A 17,458-nucleotide genomic window follows, 5' to 3' on the forward strand; every position below is an offset into this window, starting at 1 on the left:
TTTAGTTGACGACTTCGGAAATAATCCACCACCAGAGATAGGAACTCAATCTTATTCAGGTGATATACACGACAAAGGAGATTGAAAACTATTAGCTTCTATCCCTCTACAAGTAATCATGAAAGCTCTCTTCTTTAAAATGAATGTGATGCTTTTAAAGACAATCACCTCATTGGTCTAGGGATTACTGAAACCTAATGCCTATATCTCTAAGAAACAATTCATATTGAACTGTGGTCATACCTTGAGCTGATGCTCTGATGGATCTTATGTCTTTATCTGACAAGTCAGCATTGAACTTAAATGCTTCTCTTCTCTTTTTCTCTTCAGTAATCATCTAATCTTCAATGTTCTTTTCACTACTCTGTTAAAGATGCTCAAATCGTGATTCCTTGTCCTCATTGAGGGGTTACTCTTTGAGATCTTCAGTTTGAGTGTATTTGTCTTTGGTTTGAGTGATGTTTTGATCGTGTTTTGTTTGTAGATGTAAAGGATTAATGGGAAGAGAGCCTGTTTATCCACTGTTTATATAGGTATTCACTTGGATGTAAAAAGGAAGTTTCTCCAATCGCTCATCCACCACCGTAGGAGACGGTTGGCGCGGCCTTATACATCCTGTGTTTTATCTTCTTAAGTTATCTTTCACTTTGGAGAGGTTTGTGTATCCGCCGTTCTAATTGCGTCTAACTAACAGGGTTAAAATTATATGTATTACCTGAGATGTCTTACGTCTTCAGTTTCGAGACTTCAACCAACCAAATCACGAGCTACTTCTTTCGATATTCGCAGTGACTCATTTCTTTATTCTCGATGCCAATCGAGTGCGAGATAATCTAAATGCTTCTTTCTCTATAATAATGGCAAGTTATGTTTTGCTAGTGATTGATTGGATTTTAGGCCTATAGGAAATCACTGGAGTACCCTCATCCTTATTTTGACCTGGGGTTTTTTCTTCCCTTGCAGACTTAAAGCTTTTCCTTCTCTTCTTGGATCAGCCGCGCCATGCCAACTGCCCTGATGCCATTTGATAACAGCTAACCCACTGCTAAACGCACTGTATTTAAGTTGATGACCTTGATTAGAAAGTGATTGATAGATATTGTTATCCTCTGATGACCACTCTCCACTCTTTTCAAGCACTGTGTAATTTGGTTGAACAGACAGTAATTGTTGACTTACGACTTCTTTTGGTGATAGCTGGAAATCAAGTGTTCCAATTAATGCATTTGCTATGTAATGAGGGATAAGCCAGCCACCAGGTGAACCAAGTGCTAATACTGGACGATTGTCTTTAAATACGATAACTGGAGCCATGGAACTCAATGGACGTTTATTGGGTCTGATTCGATTAGCTATTGGCTTACCTTTGACGTTTGACACAAATGAGAAGTCAGTTAGTTGATTATTCAAGATCATGCCTCCAGATAAATTCCTTGTCCCGAAGACAGTTTCTACTGAACTTGTATATGAAGCGACATTCCCATATTTATCCACTACTACTAAATGAGTTGTACCTCCGTCTGCTGTTCGAGGTTGACTAGCTAGATCTAAAAGTTCGCTTCCTTTTGGTTTGCCTGGTAAAGGACTAAATGTTGCCTTGTTAGTTTTTATAGTGCTGGCTCTTTTTTCAATATAGTTGTCATCTAATAAACCCTTAATAGGGACAGGAAAATCAAGAGGATCACCGATCCAGTGAGAGCGATCAGCATCTGCAAATCTTAAGGATTCGGCTAGAAGATGCCAATGTTTGATCGAGCTTTCGGAAACATTGTTTTTTGATAGAAATTCATAGGTGCCAAGAGTTTGCAATAGTGCAACTCCACCACCACTTGGAGGAGGGAAAGCACAAACGTTCCATGATTTATATTTTCTACATAGGGGCTTACGCTTGATGACTTTGTAATTAGCTAAATCTTCATTCGTTATTGATTTGATTTCATTTTTCCCATTGCTGATAAGTTTTAGATCATCTATAAGTTCGTTCGCTATATTTCCACGATAAAACTCATTAACACCTCCTTTGGAAATACGACTCAGTGTTGATGCTAATTTTTGGTTGCGAAATGGAATCTTTTTATTTGGGAGAGAGCCATTAGGGAGATATAGGGATTTAAAAGATTCACTATGGTTTATTCCTAATCTCTTTGCCAATGAGATGGATCTTAGAAAGCGAGGACTTGGGATGAATCCTTTCTTTGCAAGCTCAATACTTTTTTGAAAATTATCCTTCCAAGGTAAACGCCCAAATTGTCGGTGTCCCTTCCAAAGTAATGCTGTTGTACCTGGGACTCCAATTGCAGATGGACTTTTTGTTGCCTTTAGCCATGGCACAGCTTTTCCATCAGTTTCAATCCACATATCTTCTTTGACTTGAGCTGAGGCAGTTTCTCGACCATCAAGTGCAGTTAGTGATCTTGTCGATTCATCCCAATACATAAGAAAGGAACCCCCACCTAAACCAGAGCTTTGTGGTTCAACAACTGCAAGCACTGTTTGAGCCGCCACCACAGCATCCATTGCAGTTCCACCTTTCTTCAAAGTTTCAAGAGCTGCATCACTTGCTAATGGATTGGCTGTGACCACGACAGATTGACCATTCGCAGTTGATACTTTGATCTTTTTCTCATCAATACTTTCTGGTGCTGCGGGATTGACTTGCGCAATGATTGGTATGGGAAGAGTTAAAAGAAGAATGAATCCGAATTGTTTGAAAACTTGCACTCTAGGTAGACCTATGAACATCACAGTAAGGAATGAAAAGATTGGTATTTCGGTATGGCTTGAATATCTCCATAGGTTAAGTGCTGATCAGTTTATTTTCTTATACGCCTGTTGGTAATCCTTTTTGCAGTAGTCGAGAACATGCTCAAGGTACTTGTCGGTGTCTTCTTCGCATTTAGCTCGTTCAAGAATGTAGAACATGATCTCTTCTAATATTTCGTGTCTGCTTGTCATTGATTTGAAGAGGTTTAATCGATCAATATTTTATCCATCGGCTTCTTTGGTTGTTCTTCTAACAGCTTTTGTTCTCTCTCTTGCTTAGGTGTCAAAGGTGTCTCGCTATCGCCTAGATCTAATTCAAAGACTCCTCCTGCACCAAAGTGATTGGTTTCTGATTGTGATGGGGTGATTGATGTTAGGGAGATGAGTGTGAGAAGTGGAAGGAGGTAGAGTTTGTTCATTTGATCAGCCTAGACCAGTCATTTCAGTAAAGAGAGCTTTGTTTTCATCTGCCTCTGCAAAACCTAAAAGGAGTTCATATCTCGTTTCAATGCCTGCATTTAAATTCCCTTGCCAATAGTTGTAACATCTTGGTCATAATCTCGACCGAGAACATTGACATAGAGAGTCTCTACATATTTAGCGTTAGAGACGTTGTTTCCATAGCGTTCAGCAAATTCAGTTAATTCAATACAAGAAGATGCAACAGTTCTTTCATCGTCGACTCCAGAGCTGAATTTATCGATCCAATATCCGAGTCCAGAAGCGTCCGGTAACCTTGCAAAAGCAGCGTTGTAAAGACGGTACATCTCACCACTCGGAGTCTCTTTGCCTGTGACTTAATCAAAGACTCCTTTGATATCAGCAATCGCAATCACGCTTTCATCCGCAGTTTTATTATCAAAGGTGAGCTTTGGCATACTTGTGATGTCATCAGTTGTTCCAGTAGAACTTTTGATTTCATAACTGCCATCACCTTTGTTATGGAACTTGTTTTCTCAAAAATTACCGCTGAATGTTTTGACCACATTGACTTTGTCAGCAGTGATGAACTAGGAATTAAAAACTTGCCAATCTGGACGCGTGAAGCAAGCTCTTTTGATTGGATATATGACGATTAGGAGACTTGCTTATTGCTTGAGGGTGAAGTCACAGTTACTCCTGATGGAGGAGAACCTGTGAAGCTTGGAGCAGCTTACCTAGTTGTTTTTCCAGCTGGAATGGGCTGTCGATGGGATATTCATAAAGCAGTCCGCAAACATTATCGTTTTGGTGATTAAAAAGTGATCGATATCAAAAAGTATTGGTTTATACACATATGCTGAAAATGTTCATAGTGAACTTTTCTTGCTTCAAATTAGTAGCAATTATGTATCACAATGTACATTTTTTTATTTTGCTGCGAACTCGTATTGGAAGGTTAGGAATAGCACTACTTGCTGTTCCTGCTATTCAGCTCATAAGTGCTGCATTTTTTCCTGCACATGCAACTGAATCTAATTTCTCAGCTGCAGACAATACTTTGATTTTGACATCATCGGCGTTGGTTCTGTTGATGACACCAGGCTTAGCTTTTTTTTATGGAGGCTTTACTCAAGCTAAAAATGTGCTCAACACAATGGCAATGAGCTTTGTCATGATGGGAATAGCTACTCTTGTGTGGACAACAGTAGGTTTTAGTCTGGCTTTCTCCTATGGAGGAGCCTCTAATGCTTTTATAGGTAATCCATTAACGTATGCATTTTTTGAAAATCTTCCAAGCAATTGGGAGGGTCTTCAAATACCAGGACTGAGTTTTGCACTTTTCCAAGGTATGTTTGCAATAATTACTCCGGCTTTGATTTCAGGAGCATTAGTGGAAAGAATTAGTTTTCGTTTTTGGTGTTTATTTACGCCCATATGGATTTTATTTGTTTACGCACCACTTGCTCACATGGTTTGGGGTGGTGGGTTACTTGGCAAAGATTTGGATTTTGCTGGAGGAACGGTTGTTCACATCAGCTCAGGAGTATCGGCTTTAGTACTAGCAGGATTAGTAGGTTCGCGTAGTAATTGGCCTAGAGGTATCAAGCCTCCCCACGACATTACTCAGATTCTCATAGGGACAGGTTTACTATGGTTTGGCTGGTTTGGGTTTAATGGAGGAAGTCAACTAGCTGTTGGCGGTGCAGAACTTCCCTTTACTACTACTCATGTTTCAGCAGCAGCTGGATTGGTAGCTTGGGCGTTGATTGAAACATTAAGAGATGGGAAAGCAACTGCGGTAGGAATGGCTACTGGAGCTGTTGCGGGCTTGGTAGGTATCACGCCAGCAGCTGGCTTCGTAAGCCCAGCTAGTGGAATGTTGATTGGTGCTATTACATCTTCTTTATGCTACATCTCAGTTAAGGTTAAAATTAAATTATCTTTTGACGACTCATTAGATACCTTCGCTGTCCACGGTGTAGGTGGAACTGTGGGGGCTATCCTTACGGGGTTTTTTGCTAAAGCAGATTTAATTTCATCTCATCCTGCTGGATTAGTTCTTGCAGAGCAAGGTCGTATTGGGTTGGTTTTAGGACAATTTCAAGCAGTTTTAATTGCATATGGAATTGCCGCATTTGGAACTTTTTTAATCGCTTTATTATTGAAATCACTAGGCTTTAATTACAGAGTTGATAAAACTGAAGAAGATGCTGGCTTAGATATTTCTGAGCATGGTGAAGAGGCTTATGTGGAGAGAACTGGTTCTCCTAACGTCATATAGATTACAAAATCCAGGATCTTCTCTTTCCATGATTTGACTAAAATCTTGTTTCTGTTGAGCTCCAAAAACCGCCTTGTTCATAACGGGGCGGTCTTTTGTTGCCTAACCATAATTAACTCTGAATATCTCAAAAGGTAGCCTAGTCTTAACCTCAACTGCTTTGTCTGACTAGACTCTCCATTTTTCAGATCTCTTGAAGTTAAAAATTAAATGAAAAACTTCCCTTTGTATCTCTTTAGTCGATTACTACTCTTTTGTGTTTTAGGTGTGCTGATAAGGCAGATGCTAATTGTTTCTGGGATTATCTAAACCTTTTCAAGCAGCCATATCTCTATTTAATCCTCTATCTCTACTACCTTTAAACCATTGAAATTGAGGAGTGTTTTTTTCTGGATATAAATGTCCAACTTTCGAATATTTCTCATTAGAAGTTGACTCATCGTCAGCAATACCTCTGTATTCTTCTAGTGAGAAAACTATATCTGAACCAATATTCGATTTTTTAGTTGTTCTTATGGACATGATTCTTAGGCAATTAGTATTAATAATTAGAAAAGTATCGAAAGAAGTTGTTGATTCCTATCCTTCAGAGAGAAATGTATTGATGCCTAAATATTGATTCCATACTGTACAGCAATGCCCTCTAGGTCATTCATCGAAAGATCAAAGAAATAACTATGAATACATTGAAAGGAGTGAAAGCTTTCTAGCCTTCCTTCCCCTTTGTAGATTTCTCTAGCAATCTTTAGAGCAAGCTGTTCTTTTGTCATTTGATCAAGCAGCCTCTAGACACCATCCAATCTTTCTCTCGAGTTGCTCCATCCAACACTGACATTTTGAAGTCAGATGATCTCCATGAGGAATAAGATGTTGATGGAGATGACAAGTAAGAATTGTTCTGCAATGCCTTTCGCAGTAATAATTGAAATGTTGACATGTCATGCAAACGCTAGTTGAACGTGTGTGTTTAAGAGTGTCTTCTTCGAGATAGTCTCACTCCTCTGATGGGTTGTAACGTTTTTTGGGTAGTACTTTTTGGGTGCGATACGAAGACATTGGCTTAATCCAGTAGGTTCTGCTACAACTGAATTCCAATCAGATGCACGAAAAACGGCATAGGGTGAGGACGTTAGAACCACGCGTCTGTAGCAGTACATCAGTACTAGCAATGATAAGGAGGTGTTGTCAAGTATTAATTAATTGTTTTTCAATAGACTCAGCGATTAATCATCAGTTCTTTTTTGTTTAGGATTTGTTGCTTTGACTTGATTTAAAGAGATCCAGCTCTAATTGTCTTCTTGCAAATCTTCAGATGTTCTTATGGGTTGATACTTTCATTGTTTGATGATTGTGAACCTAGCTTGAACCAATCCACCTCAAACTTTCCTCTTCTGGCTTGATCTTTCTACCTTTATCAAGGATCTCAGTAGACTCTTCAGCTCCGTAATGGAAGTAATGCTCTTGGATATATTTTATGCTCGTATCTGTGTTGGCTGCAACTGTGGTATCTCGCTATCGCCTAGATCTAATTCGAAGACTCCTCCTGTACCAAAGTGATTGGTGTCTGATTGTGATGGGGTAGGGAAGAGAGGTGTGGCGGTTAGAGCTAGTAGTAAGAAGCTTTTATTGGTTATACAAATCCTGTCATTTCAGTGAATAGAGTTTTGTTCTCTGCTGACTCTGAGAAGCCTAAAAGTACTTCATGTCGTTCTTCGATTCCATTATTTAAATTACCGACCCAGTAGTCGTATCCATCTTGATCTAATTCACGATTTAAAACGTTTAAGTATAAATTTTGTACATACGTCTCATGTGTAATGTTCTCTCCATAAAGCTCTTTAAACTCTGCAGATGCAAGAAAAGAAGATGAAACAGCTCGTTCATCATCAATACCAGAGCTAAAATTTCCTATCCAATACTTGAGTCCATCAGCATCAGGAAAACGTGCAAAAGCTGCATTATATAAACGGAACATTTTTCCTGAATCTGTATTTAATCCTGTTACTTGATCAAAGGTTCCTTTAATATCGATTCCTAGATCTAAATCCTTATCAGTAAAATCTAAAGTTGAAACTCCTGTTATCTCATCATAATTTTCACCAGATTTAATGGCATAGCGATCTTTCCCAAGGTTGTAAAATTTATAATCATTTGATTTGCCAGAATAAGTTTTTGTATCAGTACTGATGGTCGACGTAATTTTATTAATAACCGATGTATTAGTGACATTGAAAGCAGTTTTATGTTTCTCAACTAAAAACCATAATTCGTTGCTTGCGTTAACATCGTTCCATTCACCGGCATATCCATATTTACCAGGATTGCCTCGTGACCAGTCTTCTAAGCCCAGTGCTAATCTGTGCTGAGTTCCACGGCTGTTGTCAGGCTCTGTGCCTCCGTAACCTGTTCCCCACTCTGTTCTGGTTTTTGCAATTTCAATAGAAGATTCACTCCATTTCCAATTCCATGTTGATGAGCTTTGAGTCGATGTTGTATCGCCATCTGTTCCACCTAGCCATACATAAGAGGCTCCTCCACCGTCACTGGCAACAGTTGAATCAAAGGAGCTGGTTAAGGAAGAAATTAATTTATTAATTTCAGTCCAAACATTAGTTGCTTCTTTTTTTGTCTCAAACTGGGCTAGATGACCATCATATGTTTTACTCGCTGTTATTGCATCTGCAAAAGACTTAGCTTCTTTAATTAATAAGTACTCGCCTGACTCCGTTGTAATTGTGTCGGAGGCAGTATCTGTTGATGTATCGAGAACGGTAATAGCAACATTATTGCCTACTTCTATTGTTTTTTCGGAGTCCAAGAAGAATTTAAGAAAGAATGATTCATTGCCTTCTGTTAATAAATCATTTTTTAAAGTTTGAGAAACACTAAATGTACCATCACTAGTAATTGTGCCAGATCCACTTAAAGATGAACTTGCATCAAAGTCGCCTGTAACCATTGAACTGCTATATGTACTCCAGAAAAGAGTTGTTCCTGTCGCTACATTTGTTGTAGTGACAGTTGTTGTCACAGTATCGCCCTCGTTAATAGAACTGGTTGAAGTAGAAATAGAATAGGTTGGAGGATCTGTTGATGTATCGAGAACGGTAATAGCAACATTATTGCCTACTTCTATTGTTTTTTCGGAGTCCAAGAAGAATTTAAGAAAGAATGATTCATTGCCTTCTGTTAATAAATCATTTTTTAAAGTTTGAGAAACACTAAATGTACCATCACTAGTAATTGTGCCAGACCCACTTAAAGATGAACTTGCATCAAAGTCGCCTGTAACCATTGAACTGCTATATGTACTCCAGAAAAGAGTTGTTCCTGTCGCTACATTTGTTGTAGTGACAGTTGTTGTCACAGTATCGCCCTCGTTAATAGAACTGGTTGAAGTAGAAATAGAATAGGTTGGAGGATCTGTTGATGTATCGAGAACGGTAATAGCAACATTATTGCCTACTTCTATTGTTTTTTCGGAGTCCAAGAAGAATTTAAGAAAGAATGATTCATTGCCTTCTGTTAATAAATCATTTTTTAAAGTTTGAGAAACACTAAATGTACCATCACTAGTAATTGTGCCAGACCCACTTAAAGATGAACTTGCATCAAAGTCGCCTGTAACCATTGAACTGCTATATGTACTCCAGAAAAGAGTTGTTCCTGTCGCTACATTTGTTGTAGTGACAGTTGTTGTCACAGTATCGCCCTCGTTAATAGAACTGGTTGAAGTAGAAATAGAATAGGTTGGAGTAGAATCCATAATCATTAAAACTGCTTCACGCTTACTTCAGAACACTACCGGTCCTACTGTGTGAATAATATAGCTGATCAAGACAATCCAGTCATTTCATTAAAGGGAGCTTTGTTTCCCTCACAGCTTCTGCAAAACCAATAAGCAATTCATATTTCTTTTCAATGCCAGCATTAAAATTTTGAGCCAATAGTTTTAGCCTTCTTGGTCATAGTCCCGAACGAGAAAGTTGACATACAGTTTTTCACGTATTTGAAGTTAGAGATATTGTCTCTATACCTTATTTATAACCCTATATTCATCTAATGCTTCTTCCTTTGAATCAAAAACCCTTCGCCTTCAGCATCAATACCAACATTTGCTTCCCACCAATTTTTACTTTCCCATTCTGGTAGTAAATCAAGTAATGCTAGTGGAACAACAAGTTCTACTGACCAATTTCCACCACCTCTAAACCTTTCATTTCCATCTAAATCGTCATCGTTTATGTTATCCAAATAATTACTTGTTCTCACCCTTCAACTTGTTCTGGATTGAATTTTTTATTCAATCTTCGATTTCTTATTTGGTTTTATACATTTTTCAAACCTTATTTCAAAAATGGAAGCAACTTGCTAAAGGTTGCTGGAAACGATCCAACAATAAGCGCTACTGCTCCAAGAACAACCGCCACGATCGCAGCATCTACCAAAAGGTCTTTCCAGTTGTATTTCATCTCAAGGTGACCATATCTGGAGTAGTGCATTCAGTTGGATATGAGATCACATTCTTTGCTGTAAATCCTGCACCTATCGCAACAAGTCCAATTACAAAGATCCATTTAGATCTCTCACTAGAGAACAGTCTGTTCATAAAATTGACGTACTGATGTGAAGTTCCCATCAACGATAACAATAATGTTTCTTATTCAATGACCTTCAAAACTCTTAAAAGTATTTGTCTTAGTTGTTTTGCACTTCTACTTATTTTCTATCCGTCAAAAATAGATGCTCTATCGCCTGACTGGGTTGCAGTTCCAAAGAGTCAGTATGGAGAGCAATTATGGGATAAGAACAGTGTTCAAAAAAATCAAGATGGATCCATACGAGTATTCAGCAAATTTATTCCTAAAAGCACTACTGACATTACTCAAGACATTTTGTATACGATGGATGTCAACTGTTCTGAAAATTCTTTTAGAGATGTTGCATTAGGAGCAAAGAAATTTAATGAGTTCAAGAATCAAGATTCAGAGTGGAAAGATCCCAATGGAGATAAATTGATTTTGGGTGTTATCGATCAGGTGTGTACTTTTGGAAATTAGAGTCAAAAGAAGACTATAAACGTCTAACAAATTGCGACCATATTGTGACGATATGCCTAATACATACTGTACTAATGACTGGAATACCTTTGCCTAGTTAGAGTGGGGAGAAGTGGCTTGATTTATTCAATCAAGAGTGATTTCTCTTTCTTATTAACTGTTCTTCAATATGCGTTTGATCTCTCTATTTCTTAGGTGTTAACGGTCTCTCGCTATCGTTAAGATATAATTGGAAAACTTCTCCTGCACCAAAGTGATTGGTGTGCGGTTCCAATGGTGTATGGAAGAGGAGTTAATCTTAAAACTAGTAGTAAGAGTTTTTTCATTGGTTATGCAAAACCGGTCATTTCAGTAAAGAGAGTTTTGTTCTCAGCTGATTCTGCAAAGCCTAAAAGGAGTTCATATCTTGTTTCTATTCCGTTATTTAAATTTCCTAGCCAATAGTTATACCCCTCTTGGTCATAGTCTCTGCCTAGGACATTTAAATAGAGAGTCTCCACGTATTTAGCATTTGAGATATTATCGCCATAGCGTTCTTTAAATTCAGCAGAGACAAGAAATGATTGTGCAACTGCTCGATCATCGTTTTCTCCAGAAGTGTATTTACCAATCCAATATTTTAATCCATCAGCGTCAGGAAGACGTTTAAATGCAGCGTTATATAGACGGAACATTTTTGCATCATCAGTTTCTAAACCAGTTACTTGATCAAAAGTTCCTTTGATATCAACAATGGCACTAATGTTTCTAAATGAACTTGTTGACGCTTCCTCTGTAAAATTTAATGAAGGAACTCCGGTGACGTCCTCATAACCAGAATCAGTTTTAATTTGATAGACACCATTACCTTTATTATAGAACTTATAGTCACTAAAATTACCGCTATAATTTTTAACTACGTCTACTTTTGATTCTTCTACTGTTTGATCAGAGAACTGAATGTATTCGATATTTTTGAGAGTATCTGTTCCATCATTAATACTTGTTCTTTGATCATTTGTGTCTAAAGATGTTGACGTACGTGTGAAAGTATAATTAGAAAATTTTCCGTTAAATATGACGGTATCGGTCCCTGCTCCTCCATCAAATAGTTCATTATTTGAACTACTAGTAAGTGAGTCATTACCTGAAGTTGACGATTTTATATTGCTACCCATTAAAGGATGATTTTGACATTGGTAGAAAATTTCTAATGGTGTCGCGCTGTTTAAAGTGATTTCGGTATATGCACCCGTTGAACCAGCAGTACCAACTTCAGAAATGTTTGTTAGATAAGAATTTATTTTATATGCATCAGTAAAGAATAAGATTCGATGATTGGTATTACTGCTGTCAGATTGATCGAATCTATAAGTAACCTCTTGTCTAAGAATTAATGAAGGGGATTCTTTACCATCAATAAAATATCCTTTGGATGATCCTTGACCAAAATATGGGTGAGATGAGCTTTTAGCTTGTACCGTTACAAGCTTAGTTTCTATATTGGAAATACTACTTACTGATTGATTAGAAGTTGATGATGAAGATTGCTCATAATAATAATTGGACATGTTATTTCAGGAACTAAATCAACTGATTAAAACTTAACCACTTAACTCTAGAAGAATCATCTTTTAAGTGTGAACTTAGCTTGTTCTAAATAAGTAGAGACATTATTGCTTCTGGCTGATCTTTATACCGTTCCTAGTGATATCACTAGACTCATCAAACCTGCGTTTTTTAAAGCTTGAGGGTTAATTGATTGTGTAGAACGGGATTATTTTGGTTCTTTTTTAATTTTGACTTTCTTCTTTTTCTGGAACCATGTTTCTGAAGGATGTTATTTGCGATGTCAAAAAAGCCTGGTTTATTCCTTATCTCTTTTAGCTTTGCTCGTGCTTTCTTTGTACTAATAATTGGATCTACAATAGGTAATGGATAATTTTTTCCAAGAACGGATGATGAATCATTTTGACGAAATAGATCAATTTTCCATGGTTCATGGATGAATTTGCTTGGAAGGTATTGTAATTCTTTTACCCAAGTTCGAATAAACATTCCCTCTGGGTCATGATCATATCCTTGTTTAATTGGGTTATAGATTCTAATGGTATTAATCGATGTCGTACCCGATTGCATCTGGCATTGTGTCCAGTGAATTCCTGGCTCGTAGTCAATAAATTTGCGTGCTAGGCATAGGCCACTCTCCTGCCATGGAAGCCATAGTTGGTAGCTAGCAAATGACATAAGCATTGCTCTCATTCTGAAATTAATCCACCCATGACTATTTAGGGATCTCATGCATGCATCTATGAAAGGTATCCCAGTTAGGCCTTGACTCCATGCTCTTAAAAAAATTTGATTTGACTTTCTGATCCCTCTCATGTCTGGGTGGTACTCACGATTTTCTAATTCAGGCTCTGATTCAAGCTTTTGAATAAAATGGCAATGCCAATGTAATCTTGAGTCAATTGCTTTGGATCCTCTTTTCTTGGTTTTTCTAATTGTCTGGACTACCTCTCTAATTGATAGACAACCCCAAGTTAAGTAAGGCGATAAGCGAGAACATCCATCGAATGCTTTTAAAGGACTTGAAAGAGAATATTGATAATTATCTATTTTGTATTTCAGAAACTCATGCAGTTTATTAAGCCCTTGCTTTCTTCCTCCTTGAATTCGATAACAACATTTATCTAATTTTAACTTTAAACTTTTAGATGAGGGTAAATTATGACTTGGAATATCAATAAAGTAATTTACTTTTCTGGGTTTATTGATGAGTTCCTGTGATATATGTTGTTCCCATTTTTGGGACCAATTTTTACGTGTTTTGAGACCTCTAAAAACACCAAATTGTCTGTATTCATACCAATTTATGTTTTCGTTTTTTGTAAACAGTCTTAGATCTTGATCACGTCTAAATGTCCATTCATTGCCGGTTTCTTCATGACTATAAATACCTTTAACATGAAACCTTTTCGTAAACTCTTTAATTACATTTTGAATGTTCCCAACTCTTATAGTTAATCTCAAACCAATTTCATTTAATGAGTTGTTCAAATCAATTAAACATTCCCGTACAAATTCCCATTGTCTTGAAGAGTGATCAGGAAGCTTCCAGAGATCTGGCTCAATAACAAAGATTGGTATTACATTCCCAGTTTTAAGAGCTTCATTTAGTGCTTCATTATCGTATATCCTTAGATCCTTTTTAAACCAAACTATATTTATCGTATCCACAATATATTTATAAATAAAACAGTGAACTAAAGCTTACGTTCAACTTTACCTAAAAGGTGATTTAGTCGTGAGTAATAATGAATAAAAAGCTTTCCTTTGAGTGTTCTTTTCATATTGTTTTAACAAGTAATAACCACGGTGCTTTATTGGCTTGGATAAGGTTAACCAATGGATATTAGTCAACGACTCATCATTGTATGGGCTTCGCAGAGAGTAAATTACCTCGATAATTCACAGAGGTATGAAGATAGTTATGCAGTCAGCCAGGAATTTTGTGAGTGGACATCATCATTAAACGTTTACCCTGAAGCACTGAAAGCTGCATTATTTAAAGTACCAACCTTTAATAAGGAAAACCGTAATGGTTAACCAGCTCAATAGCTAAGTTGCCTAGCCAAAATATTGAATAAGTTGCGTAGGTCAGTCAATCACCTGCAAGTGTTTTTAAAAGGTTTTGCAAAGCGCTTTTTGAAACCCAACTAGAGCTAGGGAAATTGTTCTGCATAGCAATTTCCCTCCCTCGCCAAGAATTAATCAGGTTTATTCTAATGAGTCACCACAACGCCTCTTTAAATTTTTCGCATGCACCTAATAGACATAATGTTGCATTGAGTGAGAAATCTCTGCATGAAATACAAATGCAGCTCATGAATAAACAAGAACTAAGGCTTAGATACATACAGCTAATGAACGATGCACAAAAGATACTTGGAAGAGAAGAGGCTATTGACTTAATCAAAGAATCTGAAGTGATCTGGAAAAAATTGAGTGCATAATTAGTTTTTTAACTCTTGTTTTCCCAATAACTGTTCGCAGAGTCAATCATTTTGACTATCTCGCTATCAGGACAAACAGTTTGATCTTGCAGCAGTTTGCATTGATAATTGATATCTCTCCAGATTTCTCTGATCGCTAAAAATTGTTCATCAGTGAATTGGAATTGACTCATGTTCATTGATTTCTATGTCTATCAACAGATGAGAGTTATGCTAAAACCAGTAACTCATATTTTATAAGTTCCTTTTATTAGGAATTGTTTATTTATAAATAGTTTCTATTCCTATTAGATTTAAGAAGTTAACCGAACATTGAAACCTCACAGTTGGTAATCAGCTGATAGATCATAAATGAAATCCTAAAGCTGGCCATGAAAAAATTCATTCCTTATCTTCTTTTTTCGGCAACTACTCTACACACAGTACTCAATGTTTCACCAGTTATGGCAATGGGTTGCAGCTCACACTCTGATAAAGCTGAAGTTGTCTGTGAACCAGGAGATACCGATTGTGAAGAGACAATTTCTGCTTCTACAATTAACTAAAAGAATGTCAAAGCATATTCCAGAATTTTATGAGTCTATTTTAGAAGCCTCTGAAAGAGGCGAATTGTGGGGGATAAGTTCAGAACAAAGCCATTGGACTCAACTAGAAATTGACTTTGATTCTTGTTTGAGTAGTCAGTAGTTGTTTTTCTTAGGATCTGAGGATTAATATCTCTCCATAAATTTAAGTCTCCCTTTTGTTAGCTTTATCTATATTTCTTTTCTATTGTGTAAGCCAGCGATTGATGATTTTTGATGATGTATTAAGCATAGTTAATGTCAACTTTAGTCGTGTTTAGAGTGCTCTTTGTATTGGATAAATGACGAAGAAGAGACTTGTTTATTGGTTGAGGGTGAAGTAACGGTAACGCCTGAGGGAGGAGAATCTGTGAAGTTTTGGTGAAAGTGATTCAGTTGTCTTCCCCGCAGGGATGGACTTTAGATGGGATGTATATAAAGCGGTCCGTAAGCATTATCGATTTATTGATTAAACTAGGTAAGGACTTGCAAATCAGATGAAACACATATCTAAAGTTATTGTAATAGGAATTGTTTCGTTCTTTACTCTTTCTGCTTTTGCAGGTTTATTCGGGACTCTTATATCAAGCTAATCAACCTCGTCATGATTTATAAAATCGTTAGGCATGACAAAGAATCTGATGATATTACTGACCGATCATTTAGCAGTTATGATGAGGCTTACGATTTATTAGAAGAAATATATTCCGATGTTTGTTGTTCTGATGCGGATTATGGGGACCGTCCCTATTATGAAATTATTGAGGTAGAAGAATGAAACTTATAGATATGCACAAGCAGCTAATTGTTTGGTATCAAAAGAAGCTTGGTTTGACGGATTATGGATTACTTTGGCTTGTCTTTTTTAAAGGAGTATTTTTAGCTCTACTCCTAGAAAGATTGATTGTTCACTAGATGTTTAATCAAGATGCTCTTTTGGAATATTTGAGTTCACCTGAGGGCATTAATACAATTATTGTTGGAATTATTTTAGTTGGAGCTATTAACGCAATTTTTATATTTTATAGCGTCAGAACTACTTATGGAGCTGCTAAGACAGAAAGAGAAAAACTAAAAATTCAACAAGCTAAAATCAATAAATTATCTCCTAAAAAGGAATAGTATATATGCCTCTTTTAAGATTATGGAGAAGAACATCAAGAGGTAGACGTCTCAATATTAAGCGTGTCATCTTATTTCCCGTAATCGTTTATTCAGCCTATATTTTTATTGATAGCTTTATGCCTGTTTTTATGGTTGGGTTTATAGTTTGGTTACTATATAGCTGGGCTGGTAAGCGGTGATTCTGGTAATGAAACAACCAAGCGCATAGGGACTCATGCAATGAAGATAATCTTTTTGATTGCTATTCTTTGTGGTCTTACTTTTCCAAGTGTTCGAATAACCCTTGCAGCTTTATTAGAGAGTACGTCTGATTATTTATATGATTCAGCGAAAAAGGAAAAGACTTTTATTCCCTATTGGTTGAAGAAAGTTCGAGATGATTAATTCAAGTCCATTCAACTTCTTATAAGCTTGTTGATATAAGACATTATTATTACAATCAATGGAGACATATTTGTCTTGTCTTTTTTGGTGAGCCGCTTTATCTCTGATAAGAAACTTTTAGCTTCTTGTGCGCTAATTTTGTGTTCTGACTTCTTTCCTACTTGTTAAACGAGGGATTGGATTTGATGACTAGAATCAATCAATACATATATACTTCTTTTTTAATGAAAAGGATAGGATATATGCCTACAAGTACGGATTAAAAAAAAACTTATCATTTTTTTTTATATTATTTCTAAGGCTTAGACTATAAGTGATACTTAGTCATTGTTTAGATGTTATAGGATATGTTTTGTTAACTAGCTCAATTATTCCAGTAAAGAGAGTTTTATTTTCATTTATATCTCAGAAAAGGAGGCTTATTTTACAATAAGTTGTTTCTGAATGACTGAAAAGAGCTAAGAAATTTTAGAAAACACTAAAGTGGCTTAACCAAATTCAATTTCTTCGAGTGTGAAATAGCTATAGTAACTAATATTTTCTAATTTTTAAATTAATTAATATCAAATAGCACTCGATCAGTTGATTTTCTAGATTTCTTATATATTTAAAATTATTGATTTTGAATAACTATAGGTGTGTAGTTGATAGTTGATTATTTGAAGAAATAATTAATCAATCAAAGCAAAAATATATTATATTTGAATTCTTTATCAAAGTACCTCTATTATCTTGAAAAATATAAAATATCTATTAGATTACGATTGTAAAGTCTGGATGAAATGCAAAACCAGTATTTAAAAACAATAATAAATTTAACTTTTGATATTAAATTTATTATATTTATATTTATTCAATTTTTAC

Annotated in this window: 27 protein-coding genes and 1 pseudogene; 14 read left to right on the plus strand and 14 right to left on the minus strand. The window is 36.3% G+C overall.

Going from position 1 to position 17,458, the window contains the following annotated elements; all coding sequences use genetic code 11:
• Nucleotides 1–184 precede the first annotated feature (184 nt).
• From AC6EIY_RS08205 to AC6EIY_RS08225, 5 genes are all read right to left on the minus strand, one after another.
• Nucleotides 185–337 carry a hypothetical protein gene (locus AC6EIY_RS08205; RefSeq protein WP_498506453.1) on the minus strand — a complete coding sequence of 51 codons (153 nt, stop codon included), beginning with the start codon at nucleotides 335–337 and terminating at the stop codon, nucleotides 185–187.
• 572 nt (nucleotides 338–909) lie between these two features.
• Nucleotides 910–2,742 (minus strand): gamma-glutamyltransferase, encoded by a 1,833-nt coding sequence (gene ggt / locus AC6EIY_RS08210; RefSeq protein WP_498506454.1) that lies wholly within the window; start codon nucleotides 2,740–2,742, stop codon nucleotides 910–912.
• A gap of 227 nt (nucleotides 2,743–2,969) precedes the next feature.
• Nucleotides 2,970–3,182 carry a hypothetical protein gene (locus tag AC6EIY_RS08215; RefSeq protein ID WP_498506455.1) on the minus strand — a complete coding sequence of 71 codons (213 nt, stop codon included), beginning with the start codon at nucleotides 3,180–3,182 and terminating at the stop codon, nucleotides 2,970–2,972.
• 4 nt (nucleotides 3,183–3,186) lie between these two features.
• Nucleotides 3,187–3,273 carry a hypothetical protein gene (locus tag AC6EIY_RS08220; RefSeq protein WP_498508190.1) on the minus strand — a complete coding sequence of 29 codons (87 nt, stop codon included), beginning with the start codon at nucleotides 3,271–3,273 and terminating at the stop codon, nucleotides 3,187–3,189.
• Between the two features lie 8 nt (nucleotides 3,274–3,281).
• The gene (locus AC6EIY_RS08225; protein ID WP_498506456.1) at nucleotides 3,282–3,530 is read right to left on the minus strand and encodes a DUF4214 domain-containing protein; all 249 of its coding nucleotides are present in this window, start codon (nucleotides 3,528–3,530) and stop codon (nucleotides 3,282–3,284) included.
• Nucleotides 3,531–3,704: 174 nt separating this feature from the next.
• Here AC6EIY_RS08225 and AC6EIY_RS08230 point away from each other — a divergent pair.
• A pseudogene (locus tag AC6EIY_RS08230) lies at nucleotides 3,705–4,001 on the plus strand (cupin domain-containing protein).
• Nucleotides 4,002–4,090: 89 nt separating this feature from the next.
• Nucleotides 4,091–5,467 (plus strand): ammonium transporter, encoded by a 1,377-nt coding sequence (locus tag AC6EIY_RS08235; protein WP_498506457.1) that lies wholly within the window; start codon nucleotides 4,091–4,093, stop codon nucleotides 5,465–5,467.
• A 315-nt stretch (nucleotides 5,468–5,782) separates the two neighbouring features.
• On the opposite strand, the gene AC6EIY_RS08240 is transcribed toward AC6EIY_RS08235, so the two are convergent.
• From AC6EIY_RS08240 to AC6EIY_RS08270, 7 genes are all read right to left on the minus strand, one after another.
• Nucleotides 5,783–5,989, minus strand: a complete 207-nt coding sequence (locus AC6EIY_RS08240) for a hypothetical protein (RefSeq protein WP_498506458.1) — start codon at nucleotides 5,987–5,989, stop codon at nucleotides 5,783–5,785.
• A gap of 86 nt (nucleotides 5,990–6,075) precedes the next feature.
• On the minus strand, nucleotides 6,076–6,237 hold the full coding sequence (locus AC6EIY_RS08245) for a hypothetical protein (RefSeq protein WP_498506459.1): 162 nt from the start codon (nucleotides 6,235–6,237) through the stop codon (nucleotides 6,076–6,078).
• 4 nt (nucleotides 6,238–6,241) lie between these two features.
• A complete protein-coding gene (locus AC6EIY_RS08250) occupies nucleotides 6,242–6,409 on the minus strand; it encodes a galactose oxidase (protein WP_498506460.1) in 168 nt (55 codons plus the stop codon).
• Nucleotides 6,410–7,097: 688 nt separating this feature from the next.
• Nucleotides 7,098–9,233 carry a DUF4214 domain-containing protein gene (locus AC6EIY_RS08255; protein WP_498506461.1) on the minus strand — a complete coding sequence of 712 codons (2,136 nt, stop codon included), beginning with the start codon at nucleotides 9,231–9,233 and terminating at the stop codon, nucleotides 7,098–7,100.
• A 293-nt stretch (nucleotides 9,234–9,526) separates the two neighbouring features.
• Nucleotides 9,527–9,739: a hypothetical protein gene (locus AC6EIY_RS08260; RefSeq protein WP_498506462.1), complete on the minus strand. Its 213-nt coding sequence runs from the start codon at nucleotides 9,737–9,739 to the stop codon at nucleotides 9,527–9,529.
• Between the two features lie 74 nt (nucleotides 9,740–9,813).
• Nucleotides 9,814–9,939, minus strand: a complete 126-nt coding sequence (locus AC6EIY_RS08265; RefSeq protein WP_498506463.1) for a hypothetical protein — start codon at nucleotides 9,937–9,939, stop codon at nucleotides 9,814–9,816.
• Nucleotides 9,936–10,076, minus strand: coding sequence for a hypothetical protein (locus AC6EIY_RS08270; protein ID WP_498506444.1), 141 nt, complete (start codon nucleotides 10,074–10,076; stop codon nucleotides 9,936–9,938). The genes AC6EIY_RS08265 and AC6EIY_RS08270 overlap by 4 nt, the downstream gene beginning before the upstream one ends.
• 58 nt (nucleotides 10,077–10,134) lie before the next feature.
• Between AC6EIY_RS08270 and AC6EIY_RS08275 the strand changes: the two genes are divergently transcribed.
• Nucleotides 10,135–10,527 (plus strand): hypothetical protein, encoded by a 393-nt coding sequence (locus AC6EIY_RS08275; protein ID WP_498506445.1) that lies wholly within the window; start codon nucleotides 10,135–10,137, stop codon nucleotides 10,525–10,527.
• 329 nt (nucleotides 10,528–10,856) lie between these two features.
• Here AC6EIY_RS08275 and AC6EIY_RS08280 read toward each other — a convergent pair whose 3' ends face one another.
• Both AC6EIY_RS08280 and AC6EIY_RS08285 read right to left on the minus strand, forming a co-directional pair.
• Nucleotides 10,857–12,077: a DUF4214 domain-containing protein gene (locus tag AC6EIY_RS08280; RefSeq protein WP_498506464.1), complete on the minus strand. Its 1,221-nt coding sequence runs from the start codon at nucleotides 12,075–12,077 to the stop codon at nucleotides 10,857–10,859.
• 169 nt (nucleotides 12,078–12,246) lie between these two features.
• Nucleotides 12,247–13,746, minus strand: a complete 1,500-nt coding sequence (locus AC6EIY_RS08285) for an FAD-binding domain-containing protein (RefSeq protein ID WP_498506465.1) — start codon at nucleotides 13,744–13,746, stop codon at nucleotides 12,247–12,249.
• Between the two features lie 168 nt (nucleotides 13,747–13,914).
• Here AC6EIY_RS08285 and AC6EIY_RS08290 point away from each other — a divergent pair, with 168 nt between their 5' ends.
• The 11 genes from AC6EIY_RS08290 (at nucleotide 13,915) to AC6EIY_RS08340 (ending at nucleotide 16,594) form a co-directional block, all read left to right on the plus strand.
• Entirely contained in the window at nucleotides 13,915–14,115 is a 201-nt protein-coding gene (locus AC6EIY_RS08290) for a DUF8673 family protein (RefSeq protein WP_498506466.1), read from the plus strand.
• A gap of 179 nt (nucleotides 14,116–14,294) precedes the next feature.
• Nucleotides 14,295–14,522 carry a hypothetical protein gene (locus AC6EIY_RS08295; protein WP_498506467.1) on the plus strand — a complete coding sequence of 76 codons (228 nt, stop codon included), beginning with the start codon at nucleotides 14,295–14,297 and terminating at the stop codon, nucleotides 14,520–14,522.
• Nucleotides 14,523–14,893: 371 nt separating this feature from the next.
• Complete coding sequence (locus AC6EIY_RS08300; RefSeq protein ID WP_498506447.1) at nucleotides 14,894–15,067, plus strand: hypothetical protein; 174 nt, start codon at nucleotides 14,894–14,896, stop codon at nucleotides 15,065–15,067.
• A 4-nt stretch (nucleotides 15,068–15,071) separates the two neighbouring features.
• On the plus strand, nucleotides 15,072–15,209 hold the full coding sequence (locus AC6EIY_RS08305; protein WP_498506448.1) for a hypothetical protein: 138 nt from the start codon (nucleotides 15,072–15,074) through the stop codon (nucleotides 15,207–15,209).
• Between the two features lie 201 nt (nucleotides 15,210–15,410).
• The gene (locus AC6EIY_RS08310) at nucleotides 15,411–15,470 is read left to right on the plus strand and encodes a hypothetical protein (protein ID WP_498508191.1); all 60 of its coding nucleotides are present in this window, start codon (nucleotides 15,411–15,413) and stop codon (nucleotides 15,468–15,470) included.
• Between the two features lie 28 nt (nucleotides 15,471–15,498).
• A complete protein-coding gene (locus AC6EIY_RS08315; protein WP_498508193.1) occupies nucleotides 15,499–15,558 on the plus strand; it encodes a hypothetical protein in 60 nt (19 codons plus the stop codon).
• Between the two features lie 131 nt (nucleotides 15,559–15,689).
• Nucleotides 15,690–15,863: a hypothetical protein gene (locus tag AC6EIY_RS08320; protein WP_498506468.1), complete on the plus strand. Its 174-nt coding sequence runs from the start codon at nucleotides 15,690–15,692 to the stop codon at nucleotides 15,861–15,863.
• Nucleotides 15,860–16,000, plus strand: coding sequence for a hypothetical protein (locus AC6EIY_RS08325; RefSeq protein ID WP_498506469.1), 141 nt, complete (start codon nucleotides 15,860–15,862; stop codon nucleotides 15,998–16,000). Before AC6EIY_RS08320 ends, AC6EIY_RS08325 begins: the two co-directional genes overlap by 4 nt.
• Entirely contained in the window at nucleotides 16,001–16,207 is a 207-nt protein-coding gene (locus tag AC6EIY_RS08330) for a hypothetical protein (RefSeq protein ID WP_498506470.1), read from the plus strand.
• Between the two features lie 5 nt (nucleotides 16,208–16,212).
• Nucleotides 16,213–16,389, plus strand: coding sequence for a hypothetical protein (locus tag AC6EIY_RS08335; RefSeq protein ID WP_498506471.1), 177 nt, complete (start codon nucleotides 16,213–16,215; stop codon nucleotides 16,387–16,389).
• 40 nt (nucleotides 16,390–16,429) lie between these two features.
• Complete coding sequence (locus tag AC6EIY_RS08340) at nucleotides 16,430–16,594, plus strand: hypothetical protein (protein ID WP_498506472.1); 165 nt, start codon at nucleotides 16,430–16,432, stop codon at nucleotides 16,592–16,594.
• The last annotated feature ends 864 nt before the right edge of the window (nucleotides 16,595–17,458 follow it).

Source organism: Prochlorococcus sp. MIT2304 (assembly GCF_059772405.1).